At 67.6% G+C, this 18901-nt stretch carries 14 protein-coding genes and 1 tRNA gene; 10 read left to right on the top strand and 5 right to left on the bottom strand.

The annotated features are described in order from the left end of the window. Positions 1 to 98: 98 nt before the first annotated feature. Complete coding sequence (locus tag PV772_RS09195) at positions 99 to 1931, bottom strand: phosphoenolpyruvate carboxykinase (GTP) (protein ID WP_141158124.1); 1833 nt, start codon at positions 1929 to 1931, stop codon at positions 99 to 101. A gap of 276 nt (positions 1932 to 2207) precedes the next feature. Here PV772_RS09195 and PV772_RS09200 point away from each other — a divergent pair. The 5 genes from PV772_RS09200 (at position 2208) to PV772_RS09220 (ending at position 7282) form a co-directional block, all read left to right on the top strand. Continuing rightward, positions 2208 to 2284: transfer RNA gene (locus PV772_RS09200), tRNA-Arg, on the top strand. Positions 2285 to 2360: 76 nt separating this feature from the next. Beyond that, entirely contained in the window at positions 2361 to 3815 is a 1455-nt protein-coding gene (locus PV772_RS09205) for an NAD(P)/FAD-dependent oxidoreductase (RefSeq protein ID WP_141158125.1), read from the top strand. A gap of 67 nt (positions 3816 to 3882) precedes the next feature. Further along, positions 3883 to 4605, top strand: a complete 723-nt coding sequence (locus tag PV772_RS09210; protein WP_141158126.1) for an ABC transporter ATP-binding protein — start codon at positions 3883 to 3885, stop codon at positions 4603 to 4605. After that, positions 4602 to 6638: a YhgE/Pip domain-containing protein gene (locus PV772_RS09215; protein WP_141180759.1), complete on the top strand. Its 2037-nt coding sequence runs from the start codon at positions 4602 to 4604 to the stop codon at positions 6636 to 6638. Before PV772_RS09210 ends, PV772_RS09215 begins: the two co-directional genes overlap by 4 nt. Continuing rightward, on the top strand, positions 6635 to 7282 hold the full coding sequence (locus tag PV772_RS09220) for a TetR/AcrR family transcriptional regulator (protein WP_141180758.1): 648 nt from the start codon (positions 6635 to 6637) through the stop codon (positions 7280 to 7282). Before PV772_RS09215 ends, PV772_RS09220 begins: the two co-directional genes overlap by 4 nt. A 547-nt stretch (positions 7283 to 7829) precedes the next feature. Here the strand turns inward: PV772_RS09220 and PV772_RS09225 are convergent. Beyond that, a complete protein-coding gene (locus PV772_RS09225; protein ID WP_141180757.1) occupies positions 7830 to 8834 on the bottom strand; it encodes an EamA family transporter in 1005 nt (334 codons plus the stop codon). A gap of 72 nt (positions 8835 to 8906) precedes the next feature. Here PV772_RS09225 and PV772_RS09230 point away from each other — a divergent pair, with 72 nt between their 5' ends. Further along, positions 8907 to 9836, top strand: a complete 930-nt coding sequence (locus PV772_RS09230) for a LysR family transcriptional regulator (protein ID WP_307361791.1) — start codon at positions 8907 to 8909, stop codon at positions 9834 to 9836. On the opposite strand, the gene PV772_RS09235 is transcribed toward PV772_RS09230, so the two are convergent. From PV772_RS09235 to PV772_RS09245, 3 genes are all read right to left on the bottom strand, one after another. Beyond that, positions 9814 to 10341 (bottom strand): histidine phosphatase family protein, encoded by a 528-nt coding sequence (locus PV772_RS09235; protein WP_347885935.1) that lies wholly within the window; start codon positions 10339 to 10341, stop codon positions 9814 to 9816. The genes PV772_RS09230 and PV772_RS09235 overlap by 23 nt on opposite strands. Before the next feature lie 111 nt (positions 10342 to 10452). Then, complete coding sequence (locus PV772_RS09240; protein ID WP_141158132.1) at positions 10453 to 11319, bottom strand: winged helix-turn-helix domain-containing protein; 867 nt, start codon at positions 11317 to 11319, stop codon at positions 10453 to 10455. Between the two features lie 558 nt (positions 11320 to 11877). Beyond that, the gene (locus PV772_RS09245; protein ID WP_347885936.1) at positions 11878 to 12873 is read right to left on the bottom strand and encodes a hypothetical protein; all 996 of its coding nucleotides are present in this window, start codon (positions 12871 to 12873) and stop codon (positions 11878 to 11880) included. A 226-nt stretch (positions 12874 to 13099) separates the two neighbouring features. On the opposite strand from PV772_RS09245, the gene PV772_RS09250 reads away from it, so the two are divergent. The 4 genes from PV772_RS09250 (at position 13100) to PV772_RS09265 (ending at position 18900) form a co-directional block, all read left to right on the top strand. Then, a complete protein-coding gene (locus PV772_RS09250) occupies positions 13100 to 13840 on the top strand; it encodes a response regulator transcription factor (protein WP_141158133.1) in 741 nt (246 codons plus the stop codon). Between the two features lie 13 nt (positions 13841 to 13853). Further along, positions 13854 to 15329: a HAMP domain-containing sensor histidine kinase gene (locus PV772_RS09255; RefSeq protein ID WP_347885937.1), complete on the top strand. Its 1476-nt coding sequence runs from the start codon at positions 13854 to 13856 to the stop codon at positions 15327 to 15329. Between the two features lie 86 nt (positions 15330 to 15415). Then, on the top strand, positions 15416 to 16810 hold the full coding sequence (locus PV772_RS09260; protein WP_347885938.1) for a bifunctional glycosyltransferase family 2/GtrA family protein: 1395 nt from the start codon (positions 15416 to 15418) through the stop codon (positions 16808 to 16810). Next, a complete protein-coding gene (locus tag PV772_RS09265) occupies positions 16807 to 18900 on the top strand; it encodes a glycosyltransferase family 39 protein (RefSeq protein WP_347885939.1) in 2094 nt (697 codons plus the stop codon). Before PV772_RS09260 ends, PV772_RS09265 begins: the two co-directional genes overlap by 4 nt. Position 18901: the final 1 nt, after the last annotated feature.

Below are 18901 nucleotides of genomic sequence, written 5' to 3' on the forward strand. Positions count from 1 at the left end.
ACCCTCGGCGGCGGAGGCCCCTGTTGGAGGACGACGACGGCCCCGCACCTTTTCGAAAAGGTGCGGGGCCGTCGTCGTGAGGGAGGGTGGGGCGGCTGCTAGTGCTTGGCCATCCGTTCCTTGAGCGAATCGAGCTCGGCACGCAGGGCATCCGGGAGTGAATCCCCGAACTTGGCGTACCACTCCTCGATGGAGGCCAGCTCCGCGTCCCATTCCTCGCGGTCCACGCGGACAGCGTCCTCCACGTGGGCGTGGGTCAGGTCCAGGCCGGTGAGGTCCAGCGAGTGCCCGGCCGGAACGTATCCGATGGGGGTCTCCACGGCGTCGGCCTTGCCCTCGATACGCTCGATGGCCCACTTGAGGACGCGGGCGTTGTCCCCGAAGCCAGGCCAGGCGAAGCCGCCGTCAGCCGTGCGGCGGAACCAGTTCACCAGGAAGATGTGGGGCAGGCGTTCCGGGTTTGCCTTGCCGGAGACGCTGATCCAGTGCTTCAGGTAGTCGCCTGCGTCGTAGCCGATGAACGGCAGCATGGCCATGGGATCGCGGCGGAGCACGCCTACCTGGCCGGCGGCCGCGGCAGTGGTCTCGGAGGACAGCGTCGAGCCCATGAAGATGCCGTTGGTCCAGCTGCGGGCCTGGGTGACCAGCGGAACGGTGGTCTTGCGGCGGCCGCCGAACAGGATGGCCGAGAGTTCAACGCCGTCGGGGCTGTAGTATTCCTCGGCCAGCATGTCGATCTGCGAGATCGGCGTGCAGAAGCGGGAGTTCGGGTGGGCTGCCGGCTTGTCCGAATCCGGAGTCCACGAGTTGCCCTCCCAGTCGGTCAGGTGGGCCGGAACCTCGTCGGTCATCCCTTCCCACCACACACCGCCGTCGTCGGTCAGGGCGACGTTGGTGAAGATGCTGTGGCCCTTGGCGATGGCGCGCATGGCGTTGGGGTTGGTGCCCCAGCCGGTGCCGGGCGCAACGCCGAAGAGGCCCGCTTCCGGGTTGGTGGCGCGGAGTTCGCCTTCCTTGCCGATCCGCATCCAGGTGATGTCATCGCCCAGGGTCTCCACTTCCCAGCCTTCGATGGTGGGATCGAGCAGTGCGAGGTTGGTCTTGCCGCAGGCGGAGGGGAAGGCGGCGGAAACGTAGTAGTTCTTCTTTTCCGGCGAGGTCAGCTTGAGGATGAGCATGTGCTCGGCCAGCCAGCCCTCGTCGCGTGCCATCACGGAGGCGATGCGCAGGGCGTAGCACTTCTTTCCCAGCAGGGCGTTCCCGCCGTAGCCGGAGCCGAAGGACCAGATGGAGCGCTCCTCGGGGAAGTGCACGATCCATTTGTCCGGGTTGCAGGGCCACGCGACATCGTCCTGGCCGCTCTCGAGCGGTGCGCCCAGGGAGTGCAGTGCCGGGACGAAGAAGGCGTTGGTCTCGGTGATCTTGTCCAGCACCGCGGTACCGATATTGGCCATGATGCGCATGGAGGCAACAACGTAGGCGCTGTCGGTGATTTCGACGCCGAACTTGGGGTCCTCGGCGTCGAGGTGGCCCATGACGAACGGGATGACGTACATGGTGCGGCCACGCATGGAGCCGGCGAACAGGCCACGCAGCTTGTCCTTCATCTCCCGCGGATCCATCCAGTTGTTGGTGAAGCCGGCGTCGCGCTCGTTTTCGGAGCAGATGAACGTCTGCTCCTCGACGCGGGCAACGTCAGCGGGATCGGAGAACGCGGCGAAGGAATTCGGGAACAGGTCCGGGTTGAGCCTGGTCAGGGTGCCGGCAGCAACGAGTTCGTCCGTGAGGCGGGTGTTTTCCTCTTCGGAGCCGTCCACCCAGTAGATGCGGTCCGGCTGCGTAAGCTCAGCAACCTCTTCGACCCACGCCAGCAGGCCGGCATGCGTGGTGGGTGCTTTCTCAAGCAGCGGCTTCTGCGCCAGATCGCCCATTGCAGTTCCCTTCCTCGGGTTCATCGGTGTGTCCTAAATGCTATGGTCCGGACCAGTGGAGTTTTTGGGGAGCTTGACTGACATCTCCAGTCACCGAAACTGAATTCCGCGGGAAATCAAGGAATTATTGCCGCGAAAACGCCAATTAAGTGACAAAGGTCACCTAGACCGGTCTAGTCGCGTAGATTACAGTCGCTTCGATTTGGCATCGGGCGGCGCCTCGCGTAAAGTAGTTCGAGGTTCGGGGAGAGCGGTTCTCCTCCCGGGACACGGAATGCGCCCATAGCTCAGCTGGATAGAGCGTCTGTCTACGGAACAGAAGGTCAGGGGTTCGAATCCCTTTGGGCGCACCAACAAGGTCCGCACCGGCTCGCCGGTGCGGACCTTTTTTGTGCTGCCAGGACACCTTCCCCCGGCTAGGCTTTGCTCATGAATCCCGAGGCCGCTGGGCGCGAATTTGATGTTGTTGTTATCGGCGCTGGCGCCGTAGGGGAAAACGTGGCCGACCGCGTGGTCCAGGGCGGCCTGACGGCCGTGCTCGTCGAGGCGGAACTGGTGGGCGGGGAATGCTCTTACTGGGCGTGCATGCCATCGAAGGCACTCCTTCGCCCTGGTACGGCGCTCCACGGGGCGCAGACCACGCCAGGGGCAAAGGAAGCGGTCACCCGCACCCTGGACGCCGCCGCCGTCCTGGAGCGGCGCAACTACTTCACCTCCAACTGGCAGGATGACAGCCAGGCTTCGTGGGTCAAGGACACCGGCATCGAACTGGTGCGTGGCCATGCCTGGCTGACCGGCCCCAAGGCCGTCGAGGTGGCCGGCCTGGACGGCACGCAGCACTTGCTGCGTGCGCGGCATGCCGTGGTGCTTGCCACGGGGTCCACCCCCAACACACCGCCCATCGAAGGGCTGCAGGATGTCCAGGTCTGGGGAACGCGTGAAGCGACATCCGCCGGCGAGGTCCCGGAGCGGCTGACGGTATTGGGCGGCGGAGTGGCCGGCGCCGAACTGGCCCAGGCCTTCGCCCGCCTTGGTTCAAGCGTCACCCTGGTGGCACGCAGCGGACTGCTCGGCACCTTTCCGGAAGAAGCCTCGGCGCTGGTCGCCGCGGGATTGAGGGCGGACGGCGTCGAACTCCGGCTGCATACCGCCACGGACCGGATCAGCGCCAACGACGACGGCACCCTCACCGTAAGCCTTGGGGACGGAACCACTGTCACTTCGGAGAAGGTCCTGGTCTCCACCGGCCGCCACCCGGCACTGGAGGGCCTGGGCCTGGAAAGCATTGGTTTCGAGCCCGATGAATCAGGCCACCTGTCCCTGTCCGCCGACGCCTCGGGCCTGGTCCGGGAAACGCCCGGGGACGAACAGTGGCTCTACGCCGTGGGCGACGCCGCCGGCAAGAACCTCTTCACCCACCAGGGCAAGTACGAGGCCCGCGCCACCGGCGATGCCATCGCCGCGCGGGCAAGAGGCGCGCTGGACGGAACACCCGGCGACTGGACCCGCTACGCCCAGACGGCCAACCAGCATGCGGTGCCCAGCGTCGTCTTCACGGACCCCGAGCTGGCCAGCGTGGGACGCACGCTGAAGGCGGCCAGGAAGGACGGATACAACGCCTCGTCCGTGGAGCTGCCCATCGAGGTTGCCGGCTCCTCACTGCACTCGGAGAACTACGAAGGGTGGGCGCAGCTGGTGGTCGACGAGGACCGCAAGGTCCTCCTTGGCGCAACCTTCGCCGGCCCCGACGTAGCCGAGCTGCTGCACGCGGCAACGATCGCCGTGGTGGGCGAGGTGCCGCTGGACCGGCTCTGGCATGCAGTCCCTTCCTACCCCACCATCAGCGAGGTATGGCTCCGTCTCCTGGAGAAGTACGGCCTCTAGGCTTTATTTGAACTGACCGGTCAGTTCGGTTAGCCTTGATGCAGACTTCTTCTGCGAAAGGTGATCGTTGCTCTCTGCACATCAGCTCCAGGCCAAAGGGCGCCGGGATCCGCTGCTTCCCCCCACTTCGGTGACGGTGGCGCGCGGCGAACTGCTGCTCGTCACCGGGGACAGGCAGGACCAGCGCACGGCGTTGTCCCTCCTGCTCAGCGGCCGGATGAAAGCAACGGAAGGGCAGCTCAGCTGGGACGGCAGTTCCCGGACCAGGCAGCTGCGCCTGTCCGCTGCCCTGGTGGACTCCCCCGGCGTCAACGAACCCGAGGAACACCTCAGCGTCCGGGACCTGGTGACCGAGGACCTCGCCCTGGTGCCCCGCCGGTACCGGGGTGCTCTGCTCAGCGGCCCGTGGCTGAAGGTCAACCGCTTCGAAGATATCGCCGGCCTGTGGACGGAGCAGCTGGATCCGGAGCGGCGGCTTGAACTGCTCACCGCGCTGGCCCTGGCCAATCCCCGCACGGACCTGCTGGTGGTTGACTCACCGGACCGGCACAGCGCCGACGACCTCACGTGGCTGCCACGCCTCCGGGAGCTGGCGTACGACGCCGGGCGGCCCCTCGCCGTCGTAGCGGCGGTCAGCGCCGTCCCCGCCTCGTGGGACGGACCGGTGGCCGCGATCGGCAACGCGGCGCCCGAACCCGAACCTGGGACCACCGCCGGCAAGCACTCCGCCGGGGCGGAGACCGCCCCCGAAGACCAGGAAACCGAACTCGAAACCGAGGTTGCCAAGTGACTGTCCTGCGGCTGGCCCGCTCCGAACTCAAGCGCATGACCGGTGGGCTGCTGCCCAAGCTGACCATCCTGGCGCTGACCATGGTCCCGCTGCTCTACGGCGCCGTCTACCTGTACGCGAACTGGGACCCCTACGGCCACCTGAACAACCTGGATGCCGCCCTGGTGGTGGAGGACTCCGGTGCCACCAATGCCGACGGCACGCGCCTCGAGGCCGGGACAAAGGTGGCGGACAGCCTGGTGGAGGGCAACGTGTTCCACTGGGTGCCGGTGGAAAGCTCGGCGGAAGCGGATGCCGGCGTCAGCAGCGGCCAGTACGCGTTCGCGCTGAAGATCCCCAAGGATTTCTCCGCCAACCTGGTCTCGCCGGGCAGCTTTGATTCCGCGAGCCAGGCCATGCTGAACGTGACTACGAACGATGCGAACAACTACCTCCTGAGCACCATCGTGGACAAGCTGACCACGGCCGTGCACACCACGGTGGCCAAGGAAGTGGGCGAGGAAACCGCCAACCAGCTGCTCACAGGATTTGGCACCATCCACTCCAAGATGGTCCAGGCGGCGGACGGCGCCTCCCAGCTGGCCGACGGCGTGGCCACGCTCAGGGACGGTGCGGTCACCCTCCACGAGGGGACCTCAGCCCTGAGCAGCGGCGCGGACCAGCTGTACGCGGGCCAGCTGAAGCTGCGCGACGGCGCCAACCAGCTGACAGACGGCGCCGGGCAGCTCAGCAGCGGCCTGGCGGTCCTCAAGGACAAGACAGCCACCCTGCCCACCGATACCCAGACCCTGGCTTCCGGCGCCGCCCAGGTGGCCGCGGGAAACGCCCAGCTCAACGCCAAGGTCCAGGACATGGCAGCCCAACTGGAGGCGGCGGACCAGGGCCTGCGCAGCCGTGTGGTCGAATCCAACAGCAGGCTGGTCGCGTCCGGCGTCCTGACCCAGGACCAGGCGGACAAAGTCCTGGCGGACTTCGATGCCGCCGGCACGTCCAGCCCGGTGGCAGCCGCCAAGGGCAAGATCCAGGCGGATGCGGCCCAGGTCCAGCAGTTGGCCAACGGCTCCGAAGCGGTCAGCGTCGGCGCCGCCCGGCTGGCGGCCGGGATGCCGGCACTCAGGGACGCCATCTCGCAGGCCTCGGCGGGGGCTGACCAGCTGCATACGGGTGCCGCGGCGCTGGCAGCCGGTGAGCAGTCCGCCGTCGACGGAGCCGCCAGCCTTGCCGACGGCGCACGGAAGGTCGACGCCGGTGCCGCCCAGCTTGCGGACGGCGCGGGCCAGGCCGCCACCGGCTCCCGTACCCTGTCAGACGAGATCGGCAAGGGTGCCGGGCAGGTCCCCAACCCTGACGACGCACAGAAGAGCAACCTGTCCCAGGTAATGGCAGATCCTGTGGCGGTCAGCAACGTCTCCCAGGCCAAGGCCGGGTCCTACGGTGCCGGGCTGGCGCCGTTCTTCCTCACGCTGGCCATGTGGATCGGGATCTTCATGCTGGTCCAGGCCATGCGCCCCATAACGCAGCGTGCACTGGCATCCAATGCGCCGTCGTGGAAGATCGCCCTGGGCGGCTGGCTGCCCTTCTTCGTGGTTTCGGTGGTGCAGGCATCGCTGTTGACCTTGGTGGCGGACGCCGCGCTGGGGCTCAACCCCTCCCATCCGGTCCTGATGTGGCTGTTGATGCTGGCCGCTGCCATGGCATTCAGCGCGCTCATCCAGGGCATCGTGGCGCTGCTGGGCTCCCCCGGCAAGCTGGTGGTCCTCATCCTCCTGGTCCTCCAGCTGGTGTCTTCCGGCGGCACGTTCCCGTGGCAGACCACGCCGGAGCCCCTGCATGTGGTGCACCAGGTCCTGCCGATGGGATATGTGGTGACCGGAATGCGGCATTTGATCTACGGCGGGGACCTGTCCATGATTGCCCCTACCTTCGTGGGACTGCTGGGCTACACTTTGCTGGGCGCGGCCATGTCCACCCTCGCGGTGCGGAAGAACAAGTACTGGACGCTCAAGACCCTGAAGCCGGAGATCGCGGTATGACCACTGAACTGACACCCGCCGGCAAGGGGCTGCGGCCCGCCAGGACCAACGCCACCCGCCAGAAGCTCTTCGACGCCTCCATGGAACTGATCGGCGAGCGCGGGGCCGCCAGTGTCACCGTGGATGAGATCGCGGCAGCGGCCGGAGTCTCCAAGGGCACCGTCTACTACAACTTCGGCAGCAAGTCGGAGCTGATCGCACAGCTCCTGCGGCACGGCGTGGACATCCTCAAGGCGCGGCTGCTCGAGGCCGCCGACGCCGGAGCGACCGGCCGCGACCCGTTGCTCGCCATGGAAGCGATGATCGGCCAGGCGATGGATTTCATGGCAGAGTACCCCTCCTTCGCGCGCCTCTGGGTCAGCGAAAACTGGCGGATACCCAGCGAATGGCAGGGCACGTTCTCCGTGCTGCGCGGGGAGCTCCTGGAGGTCATCGGCCAGGCCGTGGAAAAGGTGGCCGAGGCATACCCAGTGGACGATTCGGTGTCCAGGGGCAGCCTGGAAACGGCCATCTTTGGTGCATGCTTCGTGGTGGGCCTTGACCGGCAGACCTACAACCCCGAGCGCACCCGTGACCAAAGCGTTGCAGCAATCATGGCGATCATGCGCGGCTACGTCCTGAAGGGGCCAGCTCCTCGGGGATGATGGAGCACATGCGCCATACGGGGAAGAGCGGAAAGTTCGCGGTCATCTGCGGCATCGTTGCTGCGGGGCTGCTGGTGCTTACGGCGATGACCCTGGCCGAGCCGGTGTTCGTTGCGTTTGCGGGTGTCCTGGGGCTGGCGTACCTGGCAGCAGTCGCCGAGGTCCTGGTCCGGCGGCGGCATGCTGCGCTGCTGGCCGCCGGCGCCGGCACCGCGCTTGCCCTCGGCTTATCCCTGGCGTTCCTCAGCACTTGGGAGCTGGCGTTCGACGGCCAGTCCTCCTTCCTGGGCACCCCGCTGCCCACGAATGATCCCGACAACTACTTCTTTGGGGCCGCCTGCGCCCTGGTGGCCACCTTCGGAGTCCTCTTCCTGGGCGCATTGTTGCCGGGAAGGCGGCGCACGGCAGCTGTCCGTTGGCCGGCGGCACAGCGTCCTTCCTCCCAGCGCGGCCCATCACCACGGACCGGTGCGACGACGGCACGCAGCCCCCGGGCCGCCGCACCCAGGACGGGCGGTCAAAAAGCCGGCGCACAGGGATCTGCCGCTCAGCGGACGTCGGCGCCCCGGTCCGCCGCCCGCGGGGTGTCCACCGCGGCCAAGCGACCGCCGTCGTCCGCTCCACCCGCGCCGAGGCCGGCACCCAGGTCCGGCAGCGGCTCCGTCCCCCGCCGCTGACGCTGCCAGCCTGGACCGGGGATCACCGCCGTCGCCACGCCGCCCAGAAGGAGCATTCCGCCTGCCAGCTCCGTCGGCGAAGGCACCTCCGCGAGGACCAGCCACGCAGCGCTCATGCCCACCACCGGCACCAGCAAGGTAAACGGAACAACGGCCGACGACGGGTGGCTGGCAAGGAGCCGGTTCCAGATTCCGTAGCCCACCAGCGAGGCGAAAACAGCGGTGTACAGGGCACTGAGCATGGTGGGTGCCTGAAGGGTGGCCAGCGACTGCCAGACGGTGCCGGGCCCGTCCACCAGCAGTGAAAGCGCTGCCAGCGGAAGCGGCACCACTGCGCCTGACCACACCACCAGCCCCAAACCCGACGCTGCTTTGGCTTTCCGGGCGATGACGTTTCCGGCCGCCCAGGAGAGCGCAGCGGCCAGGACAATGACCAGCGGGAGCAGCGGTGCCACGGCGCTGCGTCCCACGGCCACGAGGGCGAGCCCGGCCACGCCAAGCACCACCCCCGCCAGCTGGCGCCGGCTGGGCCGCTCGCCCAGGAAGGCCGCAGCGAGCAGGACGGTCAGCAGCACCTGCGCCTGCAGGACCAGCGATGCAAGGCCCGCGGGCATGCCCAGCGCCATGGCGAGGTAGAGAAGGCCGAACTGGCCGGCGCTCATAAAGAGCCCGACCCCGACAATGGCCTTCCAGGAGACCTCCGGCTTCCGGACAAAGAAGATCCACGGGAAGACCACCAGGACGAAGCGCATGGCCACGAACAGCAGCGGCGGGAACTCCTGGCCGCCCGCGTGCAGCCCGACGTCAATGGCCACGAAGTTCAGGCCCCACAGCAGGGCAACGACGACGGCAAGGAGGGAATCGCGCAGGTTCACCCTCCCACTCTGGCAGAGCCACGAATGAAGCACCAGCGCCTAATTCAACACTAAATCATGTACCTTTGCTTCATGATCGACATCGGGTCCCTGCGCGCCCTCGCGGCCATCGAGCAGCACGGTACAGTCATTGCCGCCGCGGAAGCGATGGGGTTCAGCCCGTCGGCCGTATCCCAGCAGGTGAAGAAGCTGGAGAAGGAGGGCGGGTTCGCGGTCCTGGAACGCCGCGGCCGCGGGGTCCTGCTGACCGAACGCGGGCTGGCCCTGGCCGCTTATGGCCGGCGCATCCTGGCCGAGCTCGAGGAACTCGAGTCAACACTGCTGGCGGATCCGGACAAGCCCAGCGGCAGCCTCCGCCTCGTTTCGTTCTCCACCGCCTGCCGGGGTTTGGTGGGACCCATGCTCGCGCGGATTGGGCAGTCGGAGGCCGCACTCGAGATTTCCGTCCTGGCGGAGGATCCGCGCGAGGCCGTGGCCCGGGTTGCCAATGGCGAAGCCGACCTGGGCCTGGTGCACAACTGGAACTCGGTGCCGCTGGTGATCCCGGAGCACCTGGCGCTTGAATGGCTCTGCGAGGACGTGGCGGATGTCCTGGTGCACGGCAGCCACCCGCTCGCGAAACAATCCTCGGTGGAACCCGCGGAACTGGTGGATGAGCGCTGGATCAGCACACCCGACGGGGCCATCTGCAATGAGGCCCTCCTGCGGATTTTCGCCGACCTGGGGCGGGTCCCGGACATCAGGATCTACGACCCCGATTTCGCCACGCATATCGCCTTGGTGGAGCAGGGAGTGGCTGTCGCTCTGGTACCCCGCCTTGGCCGGCCGGCGCTGCCTCCGGACGTGGCGGCCGTCCAGGTAGTGAAACCGGTCCAGGCCCGGCAGGTGGGGCTTGTCCACCGCAGAACCATGACGGCCAGCCCGGGCATCAGGCACGTAGCGGCGCTGCTGCGCGAGATTGCCGGCAGCGGGGTTGCCGCTAACGGGCCCGGGGAACCTTGAACCTGGTAATCCGGGCGTCCTGACCGTCCAGTTCCGCCCAGGGCTTCTCTGTCTCCAGGACGGTGAGCGCATTGGTGGGGAAGCGGGTGGCGGCGTCCATGTAGGCATCATGGTCCGAATCCCGTGAGGCCAGGTGCATGGCCAGGTCCTGCACGCCCGGCAGGTGCGCGATGAGCATCAGCGTGGTCACAGTGTCCGGCACGTGGTTGACCACCGCCAGCATCCGCAGGGCCGATGCCGCGTACAGGCCGTCTTCGAGTTTGGGCGTGGGCGCCTTGTCGCCGAGTTCGGCGCAGACCCAGGTGCACGTTTGCCGGGTACGCAGGGCGCTGGAGCACAAGATGAAGTCCGGCAGGATGTTGTGCTTGAGCAGCCAGCGCCCGGCCAGCGGGGCTTCGCGGTGTCCGCGTTCCTCAAGGGGCCTCTCGTGGTCCGCCACGCCTCCGGGCCAATCCGCCTTGGCATGGCGCATGATCACAAGGCGTCGGACATGGTGCGAACTCATGGCCCAAGCCTAGCGCCGGTGGGGAGGAACGAGCGCGGTCGCCCCAAGGACGCCTCGCGAAAGCGGAGGCGACCAGCCCGACAGGACAGGTCGCCTCCGCGCGAAAGAAACTTAGATCGAGTATTCCGGAGCGGCCCACACAACAACCTCAGGGTGCTCGTAGAACCGGTAGCCCTGGCCGCGGACGGTGCGGACCGTGTTGGCGAGGCGGCCGAGCTTGGAGCGGAGGCGGCGGATGTGGACGTCGATGGTGCGCTCGTTAGGCACTTCTTCGGCGTTGCGCCACAGCCCCTCGAGGAGCTCGTCGCGGCCCACGGTACGTGTGCCGTTTTCGACGAGGTAGTTGAGCAGCTCAAACTCCTTGAACGTCAGGTTCAGGGATTCGCCGTCAAGGTGGACTTCGCGGCGGGCGAGGTCGATGAGCACGCCGGAGGGACGCGGTTCCTGCGCCTGGGCGGGACGGGGCGTTTCGGTGCGCTGGCGGGAGTTGACCGTCGGGTCGCCAAAGGTGGAACGGACGACGTCGAGCGCGGAACCGGGGGTGCCTGCGGGGGCTACCGCCACGGCTGCGTAGCTCTCGGCACCGGAGACCAAGGACTGGGCGTAGGCGCGGATTTCCTGGGCGAGCTTGGCGATGGAGGTGCCGGCTGCTGCCGCGGTTTCCTCGTCGATGCCCATGTACAAGACGAAGCCGCGGGCCACGTTGTCATTGGCTACCGGACGGACCTGGTTAGCGCCGGGCACCACAGGAGTGGGCGCGGTAATGGGAGCGGACTCGGCGGGGTGCACAGCACGGAGCTGGCCGTAGGAGTTCGGGTTGTATCCCTGCGGGGCGAAGCCCTGGGCCGGGAAGCCGCTTCCGGAAGTGGAGGGAGCAAGCGAGGGGCGCGGGCCGAAACCGGGACGGAGGCCGGAAGGCTGGCCTGCCTTGGCGGCGTTACGGACAGAGATGTGGACGTATCCGGATGCAACTGACATGAAATGCTTACCTCAATGTGAAATGGCCGTCTCCGCGGCTCGAATGCTGGCTTCCCCGTCACGCGGACCGGGGAGGGGCGCCCGACGCTGGGCTTGGGGGCGAATGCCTAAGAACTTCGGTGGGTGGGAAGGTCAGGCGTGCATTCGACAACAGCGCATGTCGGCAGCAGCGGATGTGCTGGGCCAATATTCTGCGGCTGCAGGTGCTGTTGAGTTCTTGTTCACATTGGAAGTGTGCCGCGTAACAATGCCAACTTGCAAGTAACAATGGACCGGATAGTCCGCATTGTGAGACAAAACGCGAAATTGTGCTGCATGTCACTATTTCGGAAGCGGGGAAGAATTTGAATGGTTATCCCGGCATCGCCCTGCTTTTCCAGCTTTTACAGAATAAAATTCGACTAACGTCAGGTTTACCGAATACGTCCGAAATTCAACCGTTTGACGTGGAATCGCCATAGCCGTGTCCAGCCAGCGTCCCGCCTTCGGCCGGTTTTTTGCCCGCGACCGGGTGCGCGGCTCCGAAGGCAGGACGGTCCGCCGGTGTTTAATGCCCCGTCAGTTGCTGCTGGTTCCGGAGTTGGGGGTCGTGGCGGTCGTGGATGTGGCCAGCTGGATGGTCTTCGCGGTGTACGTGTCCGACTCCTTGAGGGCCGTGACGCGCACGCTGGCCCCTGCGGCCACATTTGAAAGGCTGAGCGTACTGCCGGTGGAATTGCCGCCGCGCTGCCGCACTCCCTGGGTGACCTGGACGTCGGAGCCCACGGTGTAGGTACGGGAAAACCCGTCCTCGCTCTTCACGGTCAGGGACGTTCCCGAAATCCCGGTCACTGTGCCGGTCTGGCCAGCCATGGTGACGTAGCTGGAGCCTTCGAGGACGACATATTCAGAATGGACGGCCGCGTTGAGCCCCGCGGATCCCATGCCCAGCCCGCCGGGTCCACCGTCCATCCCCATGCCGCCGGCCATTCCGCCGCCGTCAACGCCGCTTTGGCCACCCGGACCTGTCATGCCGCCCTGGCTGCCCGGGCCGAACTGCCCCGCGGCACCCATTCCCTGGGCGCCGTTCGCCGCAGCCGTTCCGTTCCCGGCAGCATAGGCGCCGGCACCGGCTGCGGCGGCCACAACCACCGCAATGCCGCCCACCAGCGCACCCTTCTTCGCGGTCCAGTTCGCCTTGCCGGCCCGGGCCGGCGTACCGGGTGCGTACTGCTGCGGTGCGCCCCACCCCGTTCCGGGGCCGGGCACCTGGCCCGCTGCCGTCGTCGTACCCCACCCCGGGGAAGCCGAACCGGAAGCGGGGGCACCCCAAACCTGGGCGGGCTTTCCCTGCGGGGCCTGGTCCCAGCGTGGCTGGTCCCGGCCCGCCGGCTCCTGCGCGGCGGCATGTCCCTGGGTTTCCCATTCGCGGGCCCCGCCACCGCGGCCGTCGCCATCCGCTGAACCTTCCCAAACGGGCGCCGGCTTGTCCGCCTGCTCCCGGCCGTCGTCGGCGGGGCGGCCCTGGCCGTTGCGGTCTGTTGCCCCCGGGTAGGCGTTGTCTTGCTGATCCATGGCTTCCTCCAGGAGGTCGTAGCTGTTGGTGGTGATGCTGTTGTCCCAACAGGCTCTGCCGCTTAGCTGTGCGGGGGCTGTGCTGCGAGCCAAGCCTGGCTGTGACCTGGCCGGGCAGCGCGGGAAGGCACCACCCACCCAAGGGACAGGTGGCTAGGCTGGAGTTCACAGCCGAGACACAGCATTGGCAAAGCATCGGCAAACTGACAGATCGGAGAGTTGTCCCATGGCATCCCCGCACCCCATGACCAACAACCTTCCCCAGCTCACCCATCCGGATGGTTCCCCCATCCGCGCCCTGGTGGTCGATGACGAGCCCAGCCTGTCCGAACTGATGAGCATGGGGCTGCGAATGGCCGGCTGGTCGGTGGCCGTCGCCGCTGACGGACCCACGGCGGTCAAGCTCGCCAAGGACTTCCACCCGGACGTGCTTGTGCTCGATGTGATGCTGCCGGGGTTCGACGGCGTGGAGCTGCTGGGCAGGATCCGCGCCTTCGCGCCGGAGGTGCCGGCGCTGTTCCTGACGGCCAAGGATGATGTCCAGGACCGCATCGTGGGGCTGGCCGCCGGCGGGGACGACTACGTCACCAAACCCTTCAGCATGGAGGAGGTCCTGCTCCGCCTGCACCGGCTGGTACAGCGTTCCGGGGTGGCCGCGATGGACACCGCCGAGCTGGTGGTGGGCGATCTTGTCCTCAACGTGGACACCCGGGAAGTCACCCGCGCCGGGGACGACATCCAGTTGACGGCCACCCAGTTCGAGCTCCTCCGCTACCTGATGGAAAACCCGAAGCGCGTGGTCAGCAAGGCCCAGATCCTGGACCATGTGTGGGATTACGATTTCGGCGGGCAGGCCAACATCGTGGAACTGTACATCTCCTACCTGCGCAAGAAGATCGAAGCGAGCCACCCACCGATGATCCACACCGTGCGCGGCGCGGGCTATGTCATCAAGCCTGCAGACTAGCCAAAGGAAACGCGTGTCTCTTTCCGGAGTCCCCCGGCCCGCCGGCCGGTCCTGGTTCAACCCCTCCACCTGGCACCTCCGTACCCGGCTGATCCTGTTGTCCATGGCCCTCCTGGTGGCCATCTCCGGCGCCATCGGGGTGGTCAGCTACGCGTCGATGGACGTAGTCCTCACCAACCAGCTGGATGCGCAGCTGATGCTGGCCTCCCGCGGGCGTCCACCGGAAGGCAACCCTTCCGGCCGCCCCGACCCCCTGGACGCGCGCGGGCAAAGCGTAGGCACGCTCAACGCCCGGGTGGTGAACGGACAGGTCAGCCGGGAAGCGGGCTTCCTCTCCTCGGATGCCACCCGCACCGCGCTGACCTCCCGCGACGTCGCCACGCTGCAGGCCCTCCCCCACAACGGCGTCCCGGTCAACCGGGAGCTGTCCAATGGCGACTACCGCCTCATGGCTACTGCAACCCCTTACGGCGATGTGGTGATCACAGGCCTGCCGCTGGCCACGAAACAGAGCACCGAAGCGTCACTGGTCCTGACGATGGTGCTGGTTTCGCTGGGTGGCCTGGTCCTCATCGGGCTGGCCGGCACGGCGTTGATCCGCCGGACCATGCGGCCGCTGGAGCAGCTCTCCGACGTCGCCACCAAGGTCTCCAAGCTGCCACTCGACGCCGGTGAGGTGGCCCTGGCGGTTCGCGTGCCGGCGTCCGCGGCGCACCCCACCACCGAGGTGGGCAGCGTGGGCCACGCCCTGAACCTGATGCTGGACAACGTCTCCAGCGCGCTGGAAGCCCGGCAGCGCAGCGAGATGAAGGTGCGCCAGTTTGTGGCCGACGCCTCCCACGAACTTCGAACCCCGCTGACCGCCATCCGCGGCTACACCGAACTGATGCGCATGACCGAGCAGCTGACCGAAGACGGCCGGAAGTCGCTGGGCCGGGTGCAGAGCCAGTCGGAGCGCATGACCGCGCTGGTGGAGGACCTGCTGCTGCTGGCCAGGCTGGATGAGGGCAAGGCCACCGAAACCACGGACGTGGACCTGACCCAGCTTGTGGTCGAGACCGTCAGCGACGAGAAGGTCATGGCTCCGGACCATGCCTGGCAGTTGACGTTGCCGGACGAGCCGGTCACGGTCCGCGGGGACACCACCCAGCTGCACCAGGTGCTGGCGAATTTGCTCTCCAACGCCCGGAAGCACACGCCGGCCGGGACCACCGTGACCACCGGCGTGATGCGCTCGGCCGATGGCAGTGTGGTGGTCACCGTCACCGACGACGGGCCCGGCATCCCGGCCGAATTCCAGGGCAGCATCTTCTCGCGCTTCACCCGGGCGGACGCCGCCCGCTCCGGCTCCGAGGGTTCCTCCGGCCTGGGCCTGTCCATTGTCGAATCCATCGTCATGGCCCACGGCGGCACCGTGGAACTGGTTTCGCGGCCGGGCAGGACCGAGTTCGCCGTCCGCCTTCCGGCCGCCGGTTCCGCCGCATCCTGACCGGCGTCCCACCTCGGGCTGACTTACACAGGCACGTCACAGGTTGCGCCTAAAGCCCACAAATAAGGCGGCGCCACTGTTGATGCATGACGCTCACCGACTCCACTTCAGGAACCCTGCAGGACGCCGCGGTAGCGCCGCCGGGCCTTCCTTCCGGGGGACGTGCCGTACGGCGCGCCCCCGTTGACACGCGCACCGCCGTCCCCGTCCTTGATGTCACCATCCCCGTCTTCAACGAGGAGCGTGACCTTGAGGAATGCCTCCGCAGGCTCCACGGGCACCTGCTGGATACCTTCCCGCACACTTTCCGGATCACCGTGGCGGACAACGCCAGCACGGACGGAACCCTGAAGATCGCCGAACGGCTGGCCCGCGAGTTCCCGGAGGTCACGGTGGTCCACCTGGATGAGAAGGGCCGCGGGAATGCACTGCGGAAAGTGTGGCTGGCTTCCCCATCCCCGGTCCTGGCCTACATGGACGTGGACCTTTCCACCGACCTTGCAGCGCTTCCCCCCTTGCTGGCACCCCTGATTTCCGGGCACTCGGACCTGGCCATCGGCACCCGCCTGACCCGCAACTCCCGCGTTGTCCGCGGACCAAAGCGGGAGTTCATCTCGCGCGGCTACAACCTGATGCTCCATTCACTGATGGCTGCCCGGTTCAGTGATGCCCAGTGCGGGTTCAAGGCCATCCGGGCCGACGTTGCCCAGCAGATCCTCCCCTACACGGTGGACAACTCGTGGTTCTTCGACACCGAGTTGCTGGTCCTGGCCGAACGTTGCGGCCTGCGCGTCCATGAAGTCCCCGTGGACTGGATTGACGACCCGGATTCGAGCGTTGACGTGGTCCGCACGGCGCTGGCCGACATCCGTGGGATGGCACGGCTGACCCGCGACCTGGTCTACGGCCGGATCCCGGTCCCGGAACTGCGCGCAGCCCTGGCGCGGGGGCCGCTGCCCGCGTCGTCGCGGGCCGACGAACAGACCCGCCGCGGCAGCCTCTTCGGCCAGCTGGTCCGTTTCGCCGCCATCGGTGCCGCCTCAACGCTTGCCTACCTGCTGATCTTCCTGTTCTGCCGAGGCTTCATGGATCCGCAGCTGGCAAACTTCCTGGCGCTGCTGGTCACCGCCGTGGCCAACACCGGAGCCAACCGGCGCTTCACGTTCGGCATCCAGGGCGGCAACCCGGTCCGGCACCATTTCGAGGGGCTCATCGTGTTCGGCATCGGCCTGGTGCTCACCTCCGGGGCGCTTGCCCTGGTGCACCGGACGACGACGCCTGACCGGTGGGCGGAAGTCCTCACCGTCGTGGCGGCGAACCTTGCGGCCACGGCTGTGCGGTTCCTGCTGTTCCGGCTCTGGGTGTTCCGGGAACGGACGCCGCGGACGCACACGGGCGGCACCTCCATTGCGGCACAACAGCCCGTCGAAAACACCGAAGCCGGCACCCAAGCCCCCTCCACAGAAACGGCAGCATCATGACCTCCACTATTTCTCCCGCCGGCCACGCTGCCGGCACGCCGGCCCCTTCCCCCACCCCGGACCTCCAGCGGGCATCCGGCGGGACCACGCCCCGCTGGCAGCGCTACGCCTTCGGGAACCAAGCACGCTGGGTGCGGCCTTCCGCAGCCGCGCTACTGCTGGCCACTGCCGTCCTGTACCTGTGGAACCTGGCAGCAACCGGCTACGGAAACTCGTTTTACGCCGCAGCCATCCAGGCCGGCACCAAGGACTGGACCGCCTTCCTCTTCGGCTCGCTCGACGCCGGCAACGCCATCACCGTTGATAAACCACCCGCGGCGCTATGGATCCCGGCCCTCGTGGGCCGTATCTTCGGATTCTCGTCCCTCAGCATGCTGGTGCCCGAAGCGCTCATGGGCGTGGCCGCCGTCGGCTTCCTCTACCTTGCGGTGAAGAGGGTTTCCGGGCCTGCGGCAGGCCTGCTGGCAGGTGGCGCCCTGGCGCTGACGCCCGTGGCTGCGCTCATGTTCAAGTTCAACAACCCGGACGCCATGCTCACCTTGTGCCTGGTGCTGGCGGCTTACTTCACCACCCGGGCCATCGAGCGTGCGGGCTGGAAATGGCTGGTGGCGGCGGGCGCCGTGATTGGCCTGGCGTTCCTCACCAAAATGCTGCAGGGATTCCTGGTGGTACCGGCGCTGGCGCTGGCTTACCTGTGGGCGGCACCGGCCCCGGTGGGACGCCGGGTGGTGCACCTGCTGGGCGCACTCGGCGGCATCGTTGTGGTGGCCGGCAGCTACGTTGCCTTGTTCCAGCTGACGCCTGCCTCTGCCCGGCCATACATGGCCGGTTCCACTACAAACAGCTTCCTCGAACTGACTTTCGGCTACAACGGGCTGGCCCGCATCACCGGTTCGGGTGAGGGGATGCCCGGCGGCGCCGCAGGAGGCGCAGCCGGCGGCCCAGGGGGCGGCTTCGGCGGAGGGAACGGAGGATTCGGCGGTGCCGCCGGCCTGCTCCGGATGTTCGGGACCAGCTTTGGCGGCGAGGTGTCGTGGCTGTTGCCCGCGGCGCTGGTCCTGCTGGTGGCCGGCCTGTGGTTCACGCGGCGTGAAGTGCGCACTTCACCGAGCCGCGCAGCGCTCATCCTGTGGGGCGGTTGGCTCCTGGTCACCGCCGGAGTCTTCAGCTTCATGAGCGGTATTGTCCACCCCTACTACTCCGTGGCGCTCGCCCCGGCGATCGCCGCCCTGATCGGCATCGGCGCCGTGGAACTTTGGCGCGGCCGTGCCTACTGGGCGGCGCGGATTGTGCTGGCCGTTACGGTCCTGGGCACCTCCATCTGGTCCGCCGTACTCCTGGGCCGGGATGCCGAGTGGCTCCCCTGGCTGCGCATCGCCGCGATCGTCCTTGGCGTCCTGGCAGCTGCCGGGATCCTCCTGCGCCTCGACGCACTGGGGGCGGGCGGACGGTTCCGGCGTGCAGGTACGGCCGCCGTCGTCGTCGTGTCCCTGCTGGCCGGCGGACTCGGCACAACTGCCTGGACCCTGGCCACCGCCGCTTCCGCGCACTCGGGCTCCATTCCGACGTCGGGGCCCGCGGGTTCGTCGGCAGGCGGCTTTGGGAACCGGGCCGCTGGCGCCCGCGGCGACCGCACGGACGCAGGCGCCGGAACTGACGGGGCAGCCTCCGGCAGTAACGGGTTCGACCCGGCGAACGGCTTTGACCCCACTACTGGAAATGGTGGTCCGGGCGGTGGCCCCGGCGGTGAAGGGACCACCGACGCCGCCGTGACCGCGCTGCTCTCCTCCACCACCACCAAATGGTCCGCCATCGTCTCGGGCGCCAGCCAGGCAGCCAGCCTGGAACTGGCCACCAACACCAACGTCATCGCGCTGGGCGGCTGGAACGGCGGGGATCCGTACCCCACGCTCGCCGAGTTCCAGGACATGGTGTCCAAGGGCGAGATCGGGTACTACATCCAGGGTGGCGGCATGGGCGGAGGCGGCATGGGCGGCCGCGGCGGCAACTCCGAGGTGGCCGCCTGGGTACAGGCGAACTTCCAGGCGCAGACCGTGGGCAACTCCACCGTCTACCGCCTGGCGGAGTAGC

Source organism: Pseudarthrobacter sp. CC12 (assembly GCF_039907755.1).
Taxonomy (GTDB): Bacteria; Actinomycetota; Actinomycetes; order Actinomycetales; family Micrococcaceae; genus Arthrobacter; species Arthrobacter niigatensis.

Excerpts from the sequence above, each read along its gene's own strand:
- PV772_RS09195 (WP_141158124.1), bottom strand. The coding sequence starts at position 1,931 with ATGGGCGATCTGGCGCAGAAGCCGCTGCTTGAGAAAGCACCCACCACG.
- PV772_RS09205 (WP_141158125.1), top strand. The coding sequence starts at position 2,361 with ATGAATCCCGAGGCCGCTGGGCGCGAATTTGATGTTGTTGTTATCGGC.
- PV772_RS09220 (WP_141180758.1), top strand. The coding sequence starts at position 6,635 with ATGACCACTGAACTGACACCCGCCGGCAAGGGGCTGCGGCCCGCCAGG.
- PV772_RS09230 (WP_307361791.1), top strand. The coding sequence starts at position 8,907 with ATGATCGACATCGGGTCCCTGCGCGCCCTCGCGGCCATCGAGCAGCAC.
- PV772_RS09235 (WP_347885935.1), bottom strand. The coding sequence starts at position 10,341 with ATGAGTTCGCACCATGTCCGACGCCTTGTGATCATGCGCCATGCCAAG.
- PV772_RS09240 (WP_141158132.1), bottom strand. The coding sequence starts at position 11,319 with ATGTCAGTTGCATCCGGATACGTCCACATCTCTGTCCGTAACGCCGCC.
- PV772_RS09245 (WP_347885936.1), bottom strand. The coding sequence starts at position 12,873 with ATGGATCAGCAAGACAACGCCTACCCGGGGGCAACAGACCGCAACGGC.
- PV772_RS09250 (WP_141158133.1), top strand. The coding sequence starts at position 13,100 with ATGGCATCCCCGCACCCCATGACCAACAACCTTCCCCAGCTCACCCAT.
- PV772_RS09260 (WP_347885938.1), top strand. The coding sequence starts at position 15,416 with ATGACGCTCACCGACTCCACTTCAGGAACCCTGCAGGACGCCGCGGTA.
- PV772_RS09265 (WP_347885939.1), top strand. The coding sequence starts at position 16,807 with ATGACCTCCACTATTTCTCCCGCCGGCCACGCTGCCGGCACGCCGGCC.